This is a genomic window from Micromonospora sp. NPDC048999 (genome assembly GCF_040649295.1).
Classification (GTDB): Bacteria; Actinomycetota; Actinomycetes; order Mycobacteriales; family Micromonosporaceae; genus Micromonospora.
In genome coordinates this window covers 68,697-86,957 of record NZ_JBEZFI010000026.1, presented here as the reverse complement: position 1 = coordinate 86,957, position 18,261 = coordinate 68,697, and the positions used below count along the sequence as shown (strand labels likewise).

Genomic DNA, 18,261 nt, shown 5'->3' with positions numbered 1-18,261 from the left:
GGGCCTCACGCACCCCGCCAGGCGGGGGCGTCCTCCTCGGCCGTGCACCCGTGTTCAACGACCGACCCCCACCCGGCATTCCGGCCCGCGACGCCGCCCGCCACACCCACAAAACGGACACAACACCTCAGCGGCACCCGTGCCGCCCAAACATCGAGGCCGTCAGTGGAACGGCATGGACGTCAAACGACTCCCGTGACCTCCATAGCGTTCCACCCACCAACGCGACAGCCACCCGGCAACCCGACATTCACCCCGCACCGGCAGGGCGTACCCCGGCACGCGGCACACGCAAGCCGCGCACGCGGGCGGCGAGGGCGCACGACGCGGGGCGGCCCCTCTGAACGACGCGCACGCGGACGGCGAGGGCGCGCGGCGCGGTTCAGACGGCGCGTGCGGACGGCGAGGGCGCACGACGCCGGTGCGGGGCCCGCCGCGACCCGGGCGCCCACGCGGACGGCGCGAGGGGCGCACGACTGGGGTGCGGCCGCCGTGACCGGCGCAGGGATCAGGCCTGACCGCCCGGAGCACCCCAAGCGGGGGCCGGCATGACAAGGGGGCCCTTCCCAGGCGGGAAGGGCCCCCTTGTCGACGAACTCAGCGGGTGGCGACCGGCTGGGACGCCTCGGCGAACTCCTCGCGCGGGTCGTGCAGTTGGCCGAGCGCGACCACCTCACGCTTGAGGAAGAACGCCAGCGTCCAGTCGACCACAACCCGGACCTTGCGGTTGAAGGATGGGATCCGCGACATGTGGTACGTGCGGTGCATGAACCAGGCCGGCCAGCCGGTCATCTTCACGCCGTAGACCTGCGCCACGCCCTTGTGCAGGCCGAGGCTGGCCACGCTGCCCGCGTGCTTGTGCTTGTAGTTGACCGGCTCCCGCCCGCGGATCACGTTGACGATGTTGTCGGCCATCCGGGCGGCCTGCCGGACCGCGTGCTGCGCGCTCGGCGAGCAGAAGTTGCCCGGCTCCTTGGTCAGGTCCGGCACCGCGGCGCAGTCGCCCGCGCTCCAGGCGCCCTCGACCACCCGGTCGCCGTCCACGATCTGCAGGGTGGGCAGGCAGGTGACCCGTCGACGCTCGTCGCGCGGGAAGTCGGTCGCGTCCAGCATCGGCGACGGCTTGACGCCGGCCGTCCAGACGATGGTATCGGTGACGAAGCTGTCCCCGTCGGAGAGCTTGACGACCCCGTCGGCGCAGGATTCGAGCCGGGTGTCCAGGCGGACGTCCATGTTCCGCTTGAGCAACTGCTGCACCGTGTAGGCACCCATGTCCCGGTCGACCTCGGGCAGCACCCGCTGGGTGGCCTCGACCAGGACCCAGCGCATCTCCTCCGGCTTGAGCTCCGGGTAGTAGCGCAGCGCGTCGCGCGCCATGTCCTCCATCTCGGCGAGCGCCTCGATGCCGGCGTAGCCACCGCCGACGAAGACGAAGGTCAGCGCGCGCCGGCGGACCTCCGGGTCGGTCGTGGCCGCCGCCACGTCGAGCCGGTCCAGCACATGGTTGCGCAGGAAAATCGCCTCGCCGATGGTCTTGAACCCGATACCGTGCTCGTGCAGGCCGGGAATCGGCAGCGTGCGGGAGACCGAGCCGGGGGCGACCACCACGTGGTCGTACTGGACCTCCCGGGCCGGGCCGCTGATGGGCTGCACGGTCGCGGTCTTCCGGCCGTGGTCGATCCGGGTGACCGTGCCGGCCAGCACCTTGCACTTCCGCAACTCCCGCCGCAGCGGCACCACGGCGTGCCGGGGCGAGATGTTGCCGCCGGCAGCCTCCGGCAGGAACGGCTGGTAGGTCATGTGCGGCTGCGGGTCGACGACGATGACCTCGGCCTCACGAGAGCCCAGCTTCTTGGACAGGCGCAGAGCGGTGTACAGGCCAACGTGCCCGGCACCCACGACAAGGATCCGCTTCGGGTTCACGTCATCTATCTTTCCCCGAGGGGCTCACCTCATCCCTTTCGAGACCCCCGTCTGTGACGGAGCACAACCCGTGTGACCTGGGCAACGTCCTGCGTTGTGCCCGCTATCGGCGGCGCAGGAGCCAGCCGAGCAGCGCGCTTAGCGCCACCGCGACGAGCAGACCGGCGACGGTCGCCGCCTGGAAGCCGCGGCTTCCACCGACCCCGCCGAGCCAGGCCAGCACGATGCCGAGCACCGCGCTGGCCAGCACCACCCCGCCGGCCCGGGCCAACCACCGGCGCATCAGGTCCGGGTCGACCACCGCGTCGAACGGCAGCAGCGCGGCCAGCGCGCAGAGGCTGTGCGCCAGGTAGAGCAGGGTGGCCACGGCGAGCAGCCGCCACAGCGTCGGCGGCCGGTCGAAGCCCATCGTGGCGAGCAGCCAGCCGCCGACCATGACCAGCGCCGCGAAGGTCGGCCAGACCCGGCGCGGCCCAGCCGCCGGCAGCACCGCCGCCACCGCGAAGGCCAGCAGCGACCGGGGGTTGAACGCCTGCACCGGGTACGCGAGCAGGAAGCCGACCAGCACGGTGAGAAAAATGCCGGCGCGGACCAGCAGCGGCGTGAGGCTGACCCGGTTGACCGCGTACCACCAGCCGCGGACCCGCTCGTTCAGCCCTTCGACCAGTTCGTTCATGCCCGCCCGCCCTCGCTCGCGCTCACCGGCCACCGACTCTCGGCGCACTGGCCAGGCGGGCCACGTCCCGCAGCACCAGGTCGAGGCTGCCGGCGCCGGCCCAGCGCACCACCGGCACGCCGTGCTCGCGGAGCTGGCCGATCATCGTCTCCCGGTCCAGCCGCCACAGCCGGTAGGCCACCTCGGCCCAGCCGCGGTCCTTTGGCGTGGGCAGATCGGCGGGCAGGGTGTCCACCGCCACCACGAACCGCCCACCCCGGGCCATCCGGGCCAGCATCTGGGCGGACCGCTCGTCGAGCAGCGGGGTGAGCACCACCACCAACGCGTCCGGGGAGAGCAGCTGGGGGCCGAACACCTTGTCGTACGGCTCGTGCGGGGAGGACTCGGCCTGCACGTCGAGCAGCCATTCCAGCACGGTCAGGTACTGCCGGCGCCCGCTGGCCGGGCGGAGCCGGCGGGCGGCCGGGCCGTACTCCAGCAGGGCCACCCGGTCGCCCCGGTGCAGGTAGTGCTCGGCGATCGCGGCGGCGGCCCGGACCGTGGTGTCCAGCACCGAGGCCGGGCCGCGGATGCCGCCGGAGCGGCCCGCCTCGGCCAGCACGTCGAGCAGCACCACCACCTCGGCGTCCCGGTCGGAGAGGGTGGCGGCCACGTGCAGCTGCCGGGCCCGTAGCGACACCCGCCAGTCGATCCGGCGTAGCCGGTCCCCGGGCGCGAAGACCCGTACCCCGGCCAGTTCGCCGCCCTCTCCCGGCCGGCGCGAGTGGTGCGCGCCGACCAGCCCGGCGGCCCGGGGCATCGCCTCCACCGCCTCGAACGGCTCGGTCATCGGATAGACCCGCATCCGGGCCGGTTCGGTGAGCACGGCCCGGGAGACCAGCAGCCCGTCGGCGGCGGCGACCCGCACCCCGGCCGGCCCGACCGGGTGCCGGCCCCAGCGCAGCGCCGTCCCGGTCAGCTCCAGGTCGACGGCGGTGCCGGACGGCACCGCGGTGACGAAGGGCCGGTCGGCCCCGCCGGACCGGCTCACGTCCACCCCGGCCCCGCCGAAGCCGGCCTTCTCCACGCGCAGCCAGCGCGACATCCGGGTCCGAACGAGCGCCATGTCGTACGAGACGGTGTCCGGGTTGGCGACGACGACGGTGGCCGCCATCGGCGCGCCTTCGACCAGCTGCGCCTCCCCGGTGACGATCTCCAGCTCGGGCAGCGCGGTGGGCCGGCGGCGCAGCGCGTACGCGGTGCCCAGCGCGAACGGTGTGGCCAGCACGACCAGGTCGATCCGGCCGAGCAGGACGGCCGCGATCAGCAACAGCCCGGTGAGCAGCACGGCCCGGCCGAGCGCCCGGGTGGGCGCCCAGCCGCTCGCCGGCTCGTGACGGTCGGCCATCAGCGCCCGGCGAGCCCGGCCGCGTAGCTCGGCAGCGCCCCGCTGGCCGGGGCGGGCGTGGACTCCAGCACCTCACCGACGACGAAGGACGGGTCGACCCGGCGCAGCCACATCTCCGGACGCAAAGTGATCCGGTGGGCCAGCGCGGGCACCGCCACCGCCTTCACGTCCTCCGGCACCACATAGTCGCGGTTGGCGAGCACCGCCCGGACCCGGGACAGCAGCAGCAGCGCCAGCGAGCCGCGCGGCGAGGCGCCGACCAGCACGGACGGGTGCTCCCGGGTGGCCGCGGTGAGCGCTACGACGTACCGGCCGATCGAGTCCTCGACGACCACGTCTTCCAACGCGGCCTGCATGGCGCGCAGCGTGCCGGCGTCCACCACCGGCTTGATCTCCGCCTCCTCCCGGCGGCGGGCGATCCGCCGGCGCAGCACCTCCCACTCCTCGTCGTGGTCGGGATAGCCGAACGACACCCGGAGCAGGAACCGGTCGAGCTGCGCCTCGGGCAGCGGGTACGTCCCCTCGTGCTCGATCGGGTTGGCGGTGGCGAGCACGTGGAACGGCTCGTCCAGCCGGTAGGTCACGCCCTCGACCGAGACCTGCTTCTCCTGCATCGCCTCGAGCAGCGCGGACTGGGTCTTCGGCGGGGTCCGGTTGATCTCGTCGGCGAGCAGCAGGTTGGTGAAGACCGGCCCGGCGCGGAACGAGAAGTCGCCGCTGCGCTGGTCGTACAGGAAGGAGCCGGTGACGTCGGCGGGCAGCAGGTCCGGGGTGAACTGGAGGCGGCGGAAGTCCAGCCCGAGGGCCTGCGCGAACGAGCGCGCGGTCAGCGTCTTGCCCAGGCCGGGCAGGTCCTCCAGCAGCACGTGGCCGCCGGCCAGGATGCCGGCGAGGACCAGCTCCAGGGCGTCCCGCTTGCCGACCACGACCGTGCCGACCGCGTCCAGCACCGTCCGGGCCAGCCGGCCCACCTCGGCGGGGAGCAGACTCCGGTCCACGTCGTTCATCAAAGCTTCTCCAGTTGGGCGACGATCGCCGCGAGGTCGCGCGGCGACGGGGGGCGGCGGGAGGGCGTATCGAGGAACGTGCACAGCGGCTCGCCCAGCAGGGCACGGGCGCGGGCCGGGTCGGACTCGCGGGTGACGCCGTGCTTCTGGCGCAGCCGCTCGTCGGCCAGCTCACCGAGGCGGGGCAGGATCCGGGTGTTGAACCGCTCCCGGTCACCGCCGCACCAGTCCAGCGGGCGTTGCCAGCCGTTGAAGCCGCGCAGCGCGTCCCGGGCGGCCCAGTTCCAGGCCCCCGGCTCCTCGCCGGCGGGGGGCCCTCCAGCCCGGGGCGGCGGCGGGGGCGACAGCGCGGCGGTGACCCGGCGCACGGTAAGCAGGGCGAGCACGCCCGCCACGATGATCCAGAGCGGAACCTGCAGGCTCACCGTGCGCAGGCCGGCGACGACCACCACCACGGCCGCCACGGTGGCCGCGAGCGTACGCGGCACCCAGCGCAGCCGGCCGGGCCGCGCTTCGGGCCGCTCCCGGGCGGCTTCCTCGGACGACAGCAGGTCGTCGATGCTGGTCCCGATTCGCTCGCTCACGGCGGGGCCTCACCGGCGACGGCCAGGCTGGTCAGTTCCCCGCGCAACCGGCGCAGCGCGTCCCGGGCCTGGTCGCGCATCCGCTCGTCGACGGTGTGGGTGGCGTACCGGGCCTCCCGGTAGACGCGCGCGAAACCGTCCAGCACGTCGGCGCTGGCGATCGCCGGGACGCCGGCCGCCGGGTCGCCGCGCAACAGCCGGCTGACCAGGTCGGTGGAGGTGTCCCCGGCGAGCCGGGGCACGCCGGCCTCCTCGGCGGCCTCCTCCAGCCGGACCCAGCAGGCGATCACCGCCGTCCGTGGATCGGTGGACCGGTCGTCCAACTCCACCAGGCCGGCGTCCAGGACGGCCATCACCTCCCGGGCGGTGCCCGTGACGGTACGCCGGGCACGCTGCCTCGGGATGGCTCGGGCGCTCCGCCGTAGCGCCCCGCCGACCAATGTCCACAACATATAGCCGACGACGGTCAGCATGGCCAGGCCGAGCACGACCAGCGCGGCGGTGAGTATCCACTGGGGAATCTCACCGGATGCGGGCTGGCCCGCGTCGCGGGGCTCGACCGCGATCGAGGGCTCGTCCGTCGGATATTCCAGCACGTACGGGAGGCCGTCCACATCGGTCGGAATCCGGCTCGCCCCGATCGCGGCGTGCCCGGCGGCGAGCGCGGCGGCGGCGAGCAGCACGATCACCGCAGCGACCGGCCACCACCGGCGCAGCACGCCAAGGTCCATCCCACCGCCTACGCGTTCCTCAGTCCACCCCGGCCAGCCGTTTCGCCTGGGCGAACACGTCGTCCAACATCGCTGGTGTCAGCCGCCCGGTGAAGGTGTTCTGCTGGCTGACGTGATAGCAGCCGAGCAGTGCCGGTGCGGACGTGCCGGACCAGTGTGCCCCATGACCGAAGGCGGGGCGAGGCGTGGGCGGTCGCTGACCGTACACATCGCGCAGGACCGGCCACCACGCGGCCCAGGCGAACGCGCCCAGCGCGACCACGACCCGCAGGGTGGGCCGGATCAGCGCGACCTCACGGTGCAGCCAGGGCGCGCAGGTGTCCCGCTCTACCGGGGTGGGCTTGTTGTCCGGCGGTGCGCAGCGTACGGCGGCGAAGATGCGGGTCTCGCGCAGGCTCAGACCGTCGTCGACGGCGACGCTGGTCGGCTGGTTGGCGAGCCCGGCGCGGTGCAGCGCGGCGAAGAGCACGTCCCCGGAGCGGTCACCGGTGAAGATCCGGCCGGTGCGGTTGCCGCCGTGCGCGGCCGGCGCCAGGCCGAGAATGGCGATCCGGGCGTCGGGTGCGCCGAAGCCCGGCACCGGCCGCCCCCAGTACTCCTGGTCGCGGAAGGCCGCCCGCTTCGTCCGGGCGACCTCCTCCCGCCAGGAGACCAGGCGCGGGCAGGCGAAGCAGTCGCTCACCGCGCCGTCGAGGTCGGCCAGGTCGGTCGCCCACGCGGCGCGGGCGACCACCTCCTGAGGCGTACGCGGCTCAGCCAAGCCGGGCCCGGAAGAGTTCCAGCGTGCGGGCCCAGGCCGTGGCGGCGGCCCGCTGGTCGAAGTGTTCCGGGCGGTCTTCGTTGAAGAACGCGTGCGCGGTGCCCGGGTAGTCGTACGTCTGGCACGCGCCCCCGGCGGTCTCGATGGCCTGGCGTACGCTCTGCACCCCGTCGGCCGCGGAGGTGCCGTCCGCTTCGGAGCAGTGGATGAGCGCGGCCTTGCCGGCGTAGTCGGCCCAGTCCGTCCGCATGCCCTCCCAGGGCAGCCGGGGGTAGAAGCCCGCGGTGGCGGCGATCCGCTCGGAGAACGTCCCGGACCAGAGGGCCAGGCTGGCGCCCGCGCAGAACCCGGCGCACCCGATCCCCCCGGCCACCTCGGGGCGGTCGGCCAGGTATTCCGCGGCGGCGGCGATGTCCGTCGCTGCCTCGTTCATCTGCGTGCTGTTCAACATCTGCCGGGGCTCACTCGGCCGACTGGCCGGGCCGCCGTGCCGGAAGTCCGGCGCGAGGGCGACGAAGCCGGCCTCCGCGAAGCGGTCCACCACGGCCCGGACGTGGGGCACCAGGCCCCACCAGTCCTGGATGACGATGACCGCCGGGCTGGCCGCACCGTCGGAGGGTATCGCGAGATACCCCTCGCTCGTCCCTCCGTTGCCGGTGAAGCTCACCATCTCGCCCATCGAACCCGTCCTCCTAGCGGTCAGTCATCGTTGGCTGGTCGCGCTGTGGGTGTACGTGCGGTAGCGTGCCACGGCCTTACCGACCCGGGGAAGACGCGGAAATAGTGGCATTCACCTCGCCTTCACCCCTCGGACGAGGCAGAGCAGGTAGCCGTCGCCGTCGTCGCCGACCCGGTAGAGGACGTAGCTGTCGTCACCCGGGTGGAAGTACGGCTCGCACGCGTACGCTGACCGGTCCCGCGCCGCCGCCGCGTCCCGCACCCGACCGACCACCTGGTACGCGGCTTCGGGTGTGCTGCACCGCACCAGCCGAACGTCATCGGTGGGCTCCGCCTCCTTCCCGGCCGCCCGAGGCAACTCGGCGATGCAGTCACCGACCTTCGCCTCGGCCGTGGCGTCGCCGCGGTTGAACAGGTCGCCCAGGTTGCCGCCCAGCCTGCTCCAGATCAGCAGCCCCACCAGCAGGACGGACGCGACGCCGACGAGCAGCACGACCACCCCGATCACGGCACCGAGACGGGAGGACGGGGGCGACACGGGAACAGACTGCTCTGACACGGGTGGTCCCTTCGTGGAGGTCACCGAGCAGACGACACCGTAGCGACCGCCTTCAGTGTCCGTGCAACGCCCCACCCCATTCGTCCACGGTGGAACCCTGAGGGGCGCCAGCCGGTCGGCGGGCGCCCCTCAGGCGAGTTTCTTCAGCGGGTCGGCTCCGGCCCTGGCGGGGTCGGCTCCGGCACCCCGGCTGAGGCGCCCTCGGTCGGCGTGGCCGGCACGCCCTCGGTCGGCGGGTTTCCGCTCGGCGTCCCCGGCGTGGGCGACGCGCTGGCGGTCGGCGCGGACGGGTCCGGAACGGGTTCGGTCGGGCCAGGAACGGGCGCGGTCGGAGTTGGAACGGACGCGGTCGGCCCGAAGGGGGCCTCGTCAGGGCAGTAGGGGTAGGCGTTCGTCGGCTCGGGCATGTTTCCGCTCCACTCACAGTTCCGCCAGCCGAGGTCGATCGGCGAGCCGTTCTGATCGAAGAGCTGGGCGTTACGCACCAGCCGTCCCTGGTCGTCGTACACGAAGACGTCCTGGACCGACTCGTACGGGTTGTACACCGAGACGAGCTGCACGTTGGCGCGCTGGTCCAGGTTGAACAGCGTGGGGACGGTGAAGAGCAGCAGGACGGCCGTGCCGAGGCGCAGCAGCTGTCGCGGCCAGCCGCGGAAGCCGGCCGAGCGGTGGCCCAGCCAGACCGACGCGAGCACCGCGCCGACGAGCAGGAACAAGCCACCCAGCACGCGGCCGTCGAACCGGGGCAGCAGCCCCGGCGACTCGCCGTGCAGCGCGGAGACCAGCAGCGCGACCAACCAGCCACGGAGGAGCCACCACGCCGGGCGCAGCGGCCGGAGGAACTCGCTCACCGAGGCGTACCCGAGCAGCGGGCCGAGCTGGGTGTCCAGGGCGCGCAGCTGGGTGGTGACCCGGTTACGCGCGGCGGTCAGCCTACGGTCGAGCGACGACCGCTCGGGGTGACCCTCCGCGCCGGCGGCGGCGCGCAGCTCTGCCGCGTACGCCTCCGGGGTGCCCAGCCGGTCGACCAGGGTGCCGTCGGCCTCGGCGGCCACCTCGGCCAGGTGCTCCGGCAGGTCCTCGGTCAACTCGTCGCGGACCTTGGGTGACAGGTCGGCGAGGGCGGCCCGCACCCGGTCGACGTAGTCCGTGATCTCCTGCCCAGTGACGGTCATGCCGCCATCCCCCGATCGTCGAGCAGTGCGTTCATGGTGGCGGCGAACGAGCGCCAGGTCTTGCCGGAGCGGGCGAGCTGGTCACGGCCGGCGGCGTTGAGCGCGTAGTACTTACGGTGCGGGCCGGACTCGCTCGGCACCACGTACGTGGTCAGCAGGCCGGCGGCGAAGAGCCGGCGCAGGGTGCCGTAGACCGAGGCGTCGCCGACCTCCTCCAGGCCGGCCTCGCGCAGCCGGCGGAGGATGTCGTAGCCGTAGCCGTCCTCGTCTCTGAGCACGGCGAGCACGGCCAGGTCGAGCACGCCCTTGAGGAGCTGTGTCGTATCCACGCTTGGCACGGTACTGTGGATTGCGCAGTACCGTCAAGCAAACAGTAGCGGGTGGCGGGCCCTAGTCTTGCGGCATGTCGTGGAGCAGCTACGCCTCATTCCTGGTCTTCGCCCTGGTGCTGGTCCTGATACCGGGGCCGGACTTCGCCGTGGTCACCCGCAACACCCTGGCCGCCGGCCGCCGCCGTGGCAGGTGGAGCGCGCTCGGCGTGACCGCCTCGAACGCCGTGCAGGGTGCGACCGCAGCCGCCGGCCTCGGCGCGCTCGTCGTCCGCTCCCAGCCGCTGTTCGAGACGATCCGCTGGGCCGGAGTGGCGTACCTGGTCTACCTCGGGGTGCAGGCGGGGCGCTCGGCCTGGCGCGGCAGCTATCCCCCGTTGGCGGGCGAGCCGGCCAGCACGCCGGGGCAGGCGCTCGCCGGCTTCCGGCAGGGGTTCCTGTCCAACATCACCAACCCGAAGGTGCTGGCCTTCTACCTGGCCGTGCTGCCACAGTTCCTCGGCCCGTCGGCATCAGTGGGAATGCTGCTCGCCTTCGCGCTGAGCCACGCGGTGCTCAGCCTGGCGTACCTGATTGTGCTGGTCGGAGCGCTGAACCGGATGCGCTTGCTGCTGTCCCGGCGCCGGGTGCGCCGCTGGCTGGACGGGCTGACCGGAGTGGCGCTGCTCGGCTTTGGCGCCCGCCTCGCTGCCGAAGGCGTTTGAAGCAGCACCCCTGATGTTGTGCGGATGGATCAGACATAGAGCTTGCGAAGCTCTACCTCAAGATAGTTGATCACTCCGCCAACCGCCGAAGCAGTTCGGCGTCCCGCTCGGCAACCTCCCGCGCAAGATCCCGCACACGCGCTCGATGACTACGCGTCGAGACGTACTCCTCGACCGCCACCACGATCATGGCGTTCATCGACCGGCGCTCCTGCTCGGCGAGCTGCTTGAGCCGCTCGTGCAGTCCGTCAGGCAGATTGACCGTGGTAACCATATGGAAATCACGCCGCCCAGACGCAGGGGAAACTACCTATGCCGAGGTCTCGGACAGGCTCCAGGCGATGCCGTCGAGGATGTCGTGCTCGGAGGCGACCACGGACGGCATGCCGGCGCGTTCCATGATGACCCGCAGCACCAGGGCACCCGCACCGATCACGTCGGCCCGTCCGGGGTGCATCACCGGGTTGGCCAGCCGCTGCTCGCGGGTCTTCGCCAGCAGGTCGGCGGTAACCTCCGCGACCTGGTCGTACGACACCCGGGCGTGGTGGATGCGCTCCGGGTCGTACGCCTGGAGGCCCTGAGCGATGGCGACGACGGTGGTGACCGACCCGGCGAGCCCGACCAGCGTGGCGGCCTCGCGCCCCGGCACCACCTCCAGCGCCCGGTCCACCGCGCCGGCGATGTCGGCCTGGGCGGCGGCGATCTCGTCGCGGCTCGGCGGGTCGCCGTGCAGGTGCCGCTCGGTCATCCGGACGCAGCCGATGTCCATCGAGACGGCCGCCTGGACCCCGCCGTCGCGGGTGCCGACCACGAACTCGGTCGACCCACCGCCGATGTCGACCACCAGGTACGGCGCCTTGGCGTCGGCGGGCAGCCCGCACACCGCGCCGGTGAACGACAGCCGCGCCTCCTCATCGCCGGTGACCACCTCGGGCGCCACGCCAAGGGTCTGCTGCACCATGGTGCGGAAGTCGGCGGCGTTCGACGCGTCGCGGGTCGCCGAGGTGGCGCACATCCGTACCCGCTCGGCGCCCAGCCTCTCGATCTCCGCCGCGTAGTCGGCGAGCGCCACCCGGGTCCGCTCGATCGCCTCGGGCGCGAGCCGGCCGGTCTGGTCGACGCCCTGACCCAGCCGGACGATCTCCATGCGGCGACTCACATCCACCAGCGGGGCCTGCGGCCCGGCGGAGGGGTCGGGCAGGTCGGCGACCAGCAGTCGGATCGAGTTGGTCCCGCAGTCGATGGCGGCCACGCGCGTCGTCACGGCAGCAACCCTACGACAGCCCGACCGACCGGGTTCGGCGGTCCGACAGGACACCGCGGGAAGGTCACAGGCGCAGCAGCATGCGGGTGTTGCCGAGGGTGTTCGGCTTGACCCGTTCCAGGTCGAGGAACTCGGCCACACCCTCGTCGTACGAGCGGAGCAGCTGCTCGTAGACCGGCTGCGGCACCGGCGCGCCGTCGATCTCCTGGAAACCGAACGAGGCGAAGAACCGGGTCTCGAAGGTCAGCACGAAGATTCGGGCCACGCCCAGCTCGCGCGCCGCGTCGATCAGCTCGCCGACGATCCGATGCCCGAGCCGGTGCCCCCGGCAGGCCGGATCCACCGCCACCGTGCGGATCTCGGCCAGGTCCTCCCACATCACGTGCAGCGCGCCGCAGCCGACCACCGTGCCGTCCGGCGTGGCCGCCACCCGGAACTCCTGCACGTCCTCGTAGAGGGTGACGGTGGCCTTGCTGAGCAGCCGCCGGTCGTCCGTGTAGGTGTCGACCAGCCGCCGGATGCCGCGTACGTCGCGGGTGCGGGCCCGGCGGACCACGATCTCGTCAGCGGCGGCGGTCATCTCACTCGGCCGTCGGGACGTCCACGCACGGACCGGTGGCCCACCACTTCTCGACCAGCGCCAGAGTCTCGTCGCCGAACGGGTTGACCCCCGGCCCGCTGGCGAGCGCGTGCCCGAGATGGACGTGCAGGCACTTCACCCGGCCGGGCATGCCGCCGGCCGAGATGCCGGCGATCTCGGGTACCTCGCCGATCGCCTCCCGCCGGGCCAGGTAGTCCTCGTGCGCGGCCCGGTAGCGGTCGGCCAGCTCCGGGTCCGCGGCGAGCCGGTCGGCCATCTCCTTCATCAGCCCGGCCGACTCCAACCGACTGCACGCCGCCGTCGCGCGCGGGCAGGTCAGGTAGAACAGCGTCGGGAAGGGGGTGCCGTCGGCCAGCCGTGGCGTCGTCTCCACCACGTCGGGCAGGCCGCACGGGCAGCGGTGAGCCACCGCGCGGGTGCCCCGGGGCGGACGTCCGAGCTGCGCGGCCACCGCGGCCAGGTCGGCCTCGGTGGCCGGTTGCCGTTCCGGCGGGGGTACGGAACCCGCCGCGGGGTCCTGCGGTGGTACGACGCTCACGGTGCCTGTCTCTCGTTCGGGTGGACTCACTTGTGCGGGCGCTCGGCGTTGGCCGCCTGCACGCTCGACCACAGCGTGTCGTACCAGGGGTCGGGCGACTTCGGCGGCCCCGGCTGCCGGCCCTGGCCGGCGTCCTTCGCGGCCCCCTGGGGGTAGAGCACCACCAATGGGGTCTCTCCCGGCCGGACCATGAAGAAGCGCTCCCGGGCCTGGGCCTCGATGTACGCCGAGTCCCGCCACTTGGCCGCCTTGGCGGTGAGATCCTCGATCTCCTCGCGCTGCACGGCCTGGGACGCCTCCATCCGCGCGATGTCCGCCTGCTGATCCAGGTAGACCCGGACCGGATAGGTGTACGCCAGGGCGAGCGCGATCAGCACCGCGAAGAGCACGGTGGCGCGCCCGGTGAAGCGCCGGGGTTGGGGTGCGGTGAGCCGCTTGACCGCACCGCCGGCCGCCGTACGCCGAGCGGCCGCCGGACGGCTCGCGGAGCGTACGCCGTCGACGCCGCGGATGGCGCCGGGCGGCCGGCCGGCGGCGCGCGGGTCGGTGCGGACACCGGCGTCACGGGCCGCCGACCGGACCCGGGCCACGCCCGGCCGGCCGGCCTGACCCGGCCGACGGGCGGGACGCTGACCACCCGGTGTGCGGCGCTGCTGCATCGTCACACCCCTCCCCGGAGCTTGCGGCTCAGGCCGAACGGTAGCGCGGGAAGGCACCCGCGCCGGCGTACCGCGCCGCGTCGGCGAGCTCCTCCTCGATCCGCAGGAGCTGGTTGTACTTGGCGACCCGGTCGGACCGGGCCGGGGCGCCGGTCTTGATCTGGCCACAGCCGGTGGCGACGGCCAGGTCGGCGATGGTGGTGTCCTCGGTCTCGCCGGAGCGGTGGCTCATCATGCACATGAAGCCGGCCCGGTGGGCCAGGTCGACCGCGTCCAGGGTCTCGGTGAGCGAGCCGATCTGGTTGACCTTCACCAGCACCGCGTTGGCGGCCTTCTCGGCGATGCCCCGGGCGATCCGCTGCGGGTTGGTGACGAACAGGTCGTCGCCGACGATCTGGATCCGGTCGCCGAGCGCCGCGGTCAGGGTGGCCCAGCCGCTCCAGTCGTCCTCCGCCAGCGGGTCCTCGATGGACACGATCGGGTAGTCGCCGACGAGCTTGGTGTAGTAGTTGCTCATCTCCTCGGCGGTCTTCGGGCTGCCCTCGAAGGTGTAGGTGCCGTTGTCGAAGAACTCGGTGGCGGCCACGTCGAGGGCGAAGACGATGTCGGTGCCGAGCCGGTAGCCGGCCTTCTCCACGGCCTCGCCGATCAGGTCGAGCGCGGCGGCGTTGGTCGGCAGGTTCGGGGCGAAGCCGCCCTCGTCGCCGAGACCGGTCGACAGGTCCTTCTTCTTCAACACCGACTTGAGCGCGTGGTAGACCTCGGTGCCCGAGCGCAGCGCGTCGCGGAAGGTGGGCGCGCCGATCGGCGCGATCATGAACTCCTGGATGTCGACGTTCGAGTCGGCGTGCGCGCCACCGTTGAGGATGTTCATCATCGGCACCGGCAGCAGGTGCGCGTTCGGGCCACCCAGGTAGCGGAAGAGGCTCAGCTCGGCGCTGCCCGCGGCGGCCTTCGCCACGGCCAGCGAGACGCCGAGGATCGCGTTGGCGCCCAGCTCGGCCTTGTTGTCGGTGCCGTCGAGATCGAGCATCTTCTGGTCGATCAGCCGCTGCTCGCTGGCCTCGTAGCCGATGAGCTGGTCGACGATCTTGTCCTCGATGTTGGCGACCGCCTTCTCGACACCCTTGCCCTGGTAGCGGTCGGCGTCACCGTCGCGCAGCTCGATCGCCTCGAAGGCACCGGTGGAGGCGCCGGACGGCACCGCGGCGCGGGCGATCGTGCCGTCGTCGAGCCCGACCTCGACCTCGACCGTCGGGTTGCCCCGCGAATCCAGGATCTCCCGGGCGACGATTCCCTCGATGGTTGCCACTGAGTCGCTCCTCGTTTGTGTGTTCCGGTCCGGTATGGGCCGCGACGGTGCGGCTGAGGCACGTGTTACACGCAGCGTATCGCCCCTCCGGGTCGGGCCAGCCCAGGGGTGAGACGGACATTCCCGGATTCTCGGGCCTCAACCGGCAACGGGTTTGCGAGAGGTTGCCCCGATCGACAAGGCTGGGCCACATGCCCGCCGCCTCGAGGATTTTCCGCGCGCTCGCCGCCTCGATCATTGCGTCGCTCACGGTCACCGGCTGTCAGGCTCTCGACGACGCCGGGGTCGCGCTCGGGCGGGCGGATCTGGTCAACGATCTCGTGGCCCGGATGGACCGGGCCCTGGAGCAGACCTGGTCCGCCGACTATCAGTTGCCCGGCGGCCGGACCGCCTCGATCGCCCAGACGATGAAGCCGCTCCAGGCCGCGTACACCTGGCCGGACGGCAAGATCACGGTGACCCAGCAGGCGGTGACGCACTGCGAGAACAACGCTGGGCGTGCCTCCTGCGTGGTGTCGCCGGCCGTGGCGACCGCCGGGAAGCCGTCGGTGGTGGTCTACACCGAGGCCCGTAGGTACGGCCTGGTCACCCCACCGGCGGTGATCCGGCTGCTGACCGATGCCGCCCTCGACCCCGCGGCGGCCATCGAGCAGAGCGACACCACTCTCGCGGGGCACCACGCCAGCTGCGTCGACGTCACCCACGACGGGGAGCGTTTCACCGCCTGCGTCACCACCGAAGGGGTGCTGGCCAGCTTCACCGGGACCCTGGACGGCAGGTCGGCGGAGATCACGCTGAGCCGGTACACCGACACGGTCGAGTCGAACGCGTTCGACCTGCCGGCCGGCGCGGGCGTCGTGGACCACCGCCCGACCACCTCGTGACCGCCGCCGCGCCGGCCGGCCGGGGCGGTTTCGTTCCCGGCGCCGACCGGAGCCGGCCGCCCACGCCCGACGACCTGGCGCTGCCGGTCGCCGGGCGCACGCTGCTGACCGGGCCGGACGGGCACTTCCCGCGGATCGGCGAACTGCCCGCCGGCCTCGACTGGGTGCCGCTCGGGACGCTGGACGGCGTGCCCGCCTGGGCGGCCGAGGTGGCCGACGCCGAGGCGCTGCCCGGGCGCTGGCGCGACTGGCGGGGCATCGCCACCGAGCTTCCGGAACCGCTGGCCACCCTGGCCGGGCGGGCCCTCGCGGTGATCACCTGGCGGCGTACGCACCGCTGGTGCGGGGCGTGCCGGGCCGAGCTGACCGACGTGCCGGGCGAGACCGCGCGGCGCTGCCCCGACTGCGGTCTGACCCTGTTCGTGCCGCTCTCCGTCGCGGTGCTGGTGGCGCTCACCCGCCCCGGCCGGGCCGGCGGCCCCGACGAGCTGCTGCTGGTGCGGCACGCGTACGGGCCGACGCAGTTGTGGGCGCTGGTGGCCGGGTTCGTCGAGGCGGGCGAGTCACTGGAGGCGGCCGCGCACCGGGAGATCGGTGAGGAGGTCGGGCTGGCCATCGGGCGGCCCGCATACGTCGACAGCCAGCCCTGGGCGGTATCCGGCCCCGGCACCCTGCTCGCCGGCTTCACCGCCACCGTCACCGACCCGGACGCCGAGCCGGTGATCGATCCGACGGAGCTGACCGAGGCGCGCTGGTTCCCGGTGGACGCGCTGCCGGCGGAGCTGCCTCCGGCGTACTCCATCTCGCGCTGGCTGATCGACCGTGTCGCCGCCCACGCGCGGCGTTGAGCCCGCGCACGCCCGGTCAGACCCCGAGCAGGGTGCGCAGGTGGCGCGGGGGCGGGCAGTCGTGCGCCAGCATCGCGTCGTGCCACTCGCGTACCGACACCCCGTCGGGGCGGGTGCGAGCGATGTCGGCCACCTCGCTGTAGCCGACGAAGTAGGTGGAGAGCTGGGTGGAGGTGAGTAGCGCCCGCCGCCACTTGCCGGCCGCCTCGCCCTCCTCCTGGAAGCCGCGCCCGGTCATCAGCGCCATCGCCTCCGCCTCGGCCATCCCCTCGCAGTGCACGAGCTGGTCGAGCAGCGCGTTGATGGTCATCCGCAGCTGCATCTTGAGCTGCTGGAGCCGGACCGGCAGGCCACCGAAGCCGAGGTCGGCCATCAGCTCCTCGGCGTAGACCGCCCAGCCCTCGACGAACACCCCGGACTCGGTGAGCGCCCGGACCCGGGTCGGGCCGGCGTACCGGCGGGCGTGGGCAAGCTGGAGGAAGTGACCCGGCATCGCCTCGTGCACGGTCAGGTTGCGGATCATGTGGTCGTTGTATTCCCGGTAGAACGACTCAACCCGCTGGGCGGGCCAGTCGACCGGGGTGGGCGAGATGCAGTAGAAGGTCGGCACGTCCGCCGTCTCCAGCGGGCCGGGCGAGTCGCAGTAGGCCACCGCCACGCCCCGGGCGAACTCCGGCATCTCCTGAATCACGCACGGATCGTCGACCAGGCTGATCACACCGTGCGCGCGGACGAAGTCGGTCGCCTCGTCGAGCGTCACCGAGGCGAGTTCCACGATTGTGGCATCGTCGGGGTGCTCGGCGGCGAGCAGGTCCAACGCCCGGCGTACCGTCGCGTCGTCGGCCGGGCCGCCGACCAGCTCCACGGCCGCCTCCCGGATCTGTGCGGTCACCCGGTCCAGGTTGTCCCAGGCACGGCGCTGGATCTCGGCGGCGCTCAGCTCGGTGTCCAGGGTGTGCCAGAGTCGCGCCTCCCAGCGTCGCCGGCCCAGCCGTGGGTCGCGCCCCGGGCCGACGTCGGCGGCCAGCCCGATCCGCAGCCAGGCCACGAACTCCTCCAGCGCGGCGATCGCCGCGGTCACCGCCGGTTCCACCCGGTCGTACAGCGCCGGCGCCTGGGCCAGCAGCGCCGGCACCTCGTCGCGGATCAGCGCCGCCGTGCCGGTGAACTGCCCGACCGCCGTCTCCGCGTGGATCCGCGGCATGTCGCGCAGCGTCGCGCGCGCGGTCGCCAGGGCGTCCGGTACGGCCGCCAGCCGCCCAGCGAGGTGGGTCAGCCGCTCCTCGACGGGCGCGTACGGGCGGGCCAGCAGGGCGTGCAGCAGCGGGCCGGGATTGTGCCGCAGCGGGTCCCACTCGTGGGCGCGGATCTCGGTCAGCTCGAACAGCTCCCGGTCGACCAGGCTGCTGAGCAACGCGTGGTCGACCCGCTCCTCGACGTCCAGCGAGTCTGGGTCAATCTCGGCCAGCGCGTCGCCCGCGTCCCGCAGCATCGCCTGGTCCCCCGCGAGCCCATCGGCGGACAGATCGGGCAGGAGATCGTCATACCGATGATCCCCGACCGACGTTGCCAACCCCGGCCGACTCTCCAGCAACGCCTCAACAACCCGCTCCGCGAGCCCCCCAAACTCCTCCATGCCGCA

At 72.9% G+C, this 18,261-nt stretch carries 21 protein-coding genes; 3 read left to right on the top strand and 18 right to left on the bottom strand.

The genetic code is table 11. The features are described from left to right. Positions 1–597: 597 nt before the first annotated feature. The 11 genes from AB0C02_RS23420 to AB0C02_RS23370 form a co-directional block, all read right to left on the bottom strand. On the bottom strand, positions 598–1,923 hold the full coding sequence (locus AB0C02_RS23420) for an NAD(P)/FAD-dependent oxidoreductase (RefSeq protein WP_357550919.1): 1,326 nt from the start codon (positions 1,921–1,923) through the stop codon (positions 598–600). Between the two features lie 103 nt (positions 1,924–2,026). Then, positions 2,027–2,599 (bottom strand): hypothetical protein, encoded by a 573-nt coding sequence (locus AB0C02_RS23415; protein WP_357550918.1) that lies wholly within the window; start codon positions 2,597–2,599, stop codon positions 2,027–2,029. A gap of 22 nt (positions 2,600–2,621) precedes the next feature. After that, a complete protein-coding gene (locus tag AB0C02_RS23410; RefSeq protein ID WP_357550917.1) occupies positions 2,622–3,986 on the bottom strand; it encodes a DUF58 domain-containing protein in 1,365 nt (454 codons plus the stop codon). Then, the gene (locus tag AB0C02_RS23405; RefSeq protein WP_357550916.1) at positions 3,986–4,993 is read right to left on the bottom strand and encodes a MoxR family ATPase; all 1,008 of its coding nucleotides are present in this window, start codon (positions 4,991–4,993) and stop codon (positions 3,986–3,988) included. Before AB0C02_RS23405 ends, AB0C02_RS23410 begins: the two co-directional genes overlap by 1 nt. Further along, on the bottom strand, positions 4,993–5,565 hold the full coding sequence (locus AB0C02_RS23400) for a hypothetical protein (RefSeq protein WP_357550928.1): 573 nt from the start codon (positions 5,563–5,565) through the stop codon (positions 4,993–4,995). The genes AB0C02_RS23405 and AB0C02_RS23400 overlap by 1 nt, the downstream gene beginning before the upstream one ends. Before the next feature lie 8 nt (positions 5,566–5,573). After that, the gene (locus AB0C02_RS23395; protein ID WP_357550915.1) at positions 5,574–6,308 is read right to left on the bottom strand and encodes a DUF4129 domain-containing protein; all 735 of its coding nucleotides are present in this window, start codon (positions 6,306–6,308) and stop codon (positions 5,574–5,576) included. Between the two features lie 19 nt (positions 6,309–6,327). Further along, positions 6,328–7,041 carry a uracil-DNA glycosylase gene (locus tag AB0C02_RS23390; protein ID WP_357550927.1) on the bottom strand — a complete coding sequence of 238 codons (714 nt, stop codon included), beginning with the start codon at positions 7,039–7,041 and terminating at the stop codon, positions 6,328–6,330. Between the two features lie 19 nt (positions 7,042–7,060). After that, positions 7,061–7,747 carry a dienelactone hydrolase family protein gene (locus tag AB0C02_RS23385; protein ID WP_357550914.1) on the bottom strand — a complete coding sequence of 229 codons (687 nt, stop codon included), beginning with the start codon at positions 7,745–7,747 and terminating at the stop codon, positions 7,061–7,063. Positions 7,748–7,858: 111 nt separating this feature from the next. Continuing rightward, on the bottom strand, positions 7,859–8,284 hold the full coding sequence (locus AB0C02_RS23380) for a porin (protein WP_357550913.1): 426 nt from the start codon (positions 8,282–8,284) through the stop codon (positions 7,859–7,861). Positions 8,285–8,448: 164 nt separating this feature from the next. After that, a complete protein-coding gene (locus tag AB0C02_RS23375) occupies positions 8,449–9,480 on the bottom strand; it encodes a hypothetical protein (protein WP_357550912.1) in 1,032 nt (343 codons plus the stop codon). After that, positions 9,477–9,809: a PadR family transcriptional regulator gene (locus tag AB0C02_RS23370; RefSeq protein ID WP_357550911.1), complete on the bottom strand. Its 333-nt coding sequence runs from the start codon at positions 9,807–9,809 to the stop codon at positions 9,477–9,479. The genes AB0C02_RS23375 and AB0C02_RS23370 overlap by 4 nt, the downstream gene beginning before the upstream one ends. 74 nt (positions 9,810–9,883) lie before the next feature. On the opposite strand from AB0C02_RS23370, the gene AB0C02_RS23365 reads away from it, so the two are divergent. Then, positions 9,884–10,513 carry a LysE family translocator gene (locus AB0C02_RS23365; protein WP_357550910.1) on the top strand — a complete coding sequence of 210 codons (630 nt, stop codon included), beginning with the start codon at positions 9,884–9,886 and terminating at the stop codon, positions 10,511–10,513. A 70-nt stretch (positions 10,514–10,583) separates the two neighbouring features. Here the strand turns inward: AB0C02_RS23365 and AB0C02_RS23360 are convergent, their stop codons facing one another. From AB0C02_RS23360 to eno, 6 genes are all read right to left on the bottom strand, one after another. Beyond that, complete coding sequence (locus AB0C02_RS23360) at positions 10,584–10,787, bottom strand: Arc family DNA-binding protein (RefSeq protein WP_357550909.1); 204 nt, start codon at positions 10,785–10,787, stop codon at positions 10,584–10,586. A 36-nt stretch (positions 10,788–10,823) separates the two neighbouring features. Beyond that, entirely contained in the window at positions 10,824–11,765 is a 942-nt protein-coding gene (locus tag AB0C02_RS23355; RefSeq protein ID WP_357550926.1) for a Ppx/GppA phosphatase family protein, read from the bottom strand. A 76-nt stretch (positions 11,766–11,841) separates the two neighbouring features. Then, a complete protein-coding gene (locus tag AB0C02_RS23350) occupies positions 11,842–12,357 on the bottom strand; it encodes an amino-acid N-acetyltransferase (RefSeq protein WP_357550908.1) in 516 nt (171 codons plus the stop codon). A gap of 1 nt (position 12,358) precedes the next feature. Continuing rightward, the gene (locus tag AB0C02_RS23345) at positions 12,359–12,916 is read right to left on the bottom strand and encodes a DUF501 domain-containing protein (RefSeq protein ID WP_357550907.1); all 558 of its coding nucleotides are present in this window, start codon (positions 12,914–12,916) and stop codon (positions 12,359–12,361) included. Positions 12,917–12,942: 26 nt separating this feature from the next. Beyond that, positions 12,943–13,575 (bottom strand): septum formation initiator family protein, encoded by a 633-nt coding sequence (locus AB0C02_RS23340; RefSeq protein WP_357550925.1) that lies wholly within the window; start codon positions 13,573–13,575, stop codon positions 12,943–12,945. Positions 13,576–13,603: 28 nt separating this feature from the next. Beyond that, positions 13,604–14,887 carry a phosphopyruvate hydratase gene (gene eno / locus AB0C02_RS23335; protein ID WP_357550906.1) on the bottom strand — a complete coding sequence of 428 codons (1,284 nt, stop codon included), beginning with the start codon at positions 14,885–14,887 and terminating at the stop codon, positions 13,604–13,606. Between the two features lie 191 nt (positions 14,888–15,078). Here eno and AB0C02_RS23330 point away from each other — a divergent pair, with 191 nt between their 5' ends. Continuing rightward, positions 15,079–15,771 carry a hypothetical protein gene (locus AB0C02_RS23330; protein WP_357550905.1) on the top strand — a complete coding sequence of 231 codons (693 nt, stop codon included), beginning with the start codon at positions 15,079–15,081 and terminating at the stop codon, positions 15,769–15,771. Then, entirely contained in the window at positions 15,768–16,619 is an 852-nt protein-coding gene (locus tag AB0C02_RS23325) for an NUDIX domain-containing protein (protein ID WP_357550904.1), read from the top strand. The genes AB0C02_RS23330 and AB0C02_RS23325 overlap by 4 nt, the downstream gene beginning before the upstream one ends. Before the next feature lie 16 nt (positions 16,620–16,635). Here the strand turns inward: AB0C02_RS23325 and AB0C02_RS23320 are convergent, their stop codons facing one another. Further along, the gene (locus tag AB0C02_RS23320; RefSeq protein WP_357550903.1) at positions 16,636–18,255 is read right to left on the bottom strand and encodes a DUF885 domain-containing protein; all 1,620 of its coding nucleotides are present in this window, start codon (positions 18,253–18,255) and stop codon (positions 16,636–16,638) included. Positions 18,256–18,261 lie beyond the last annotated feature (6 nt).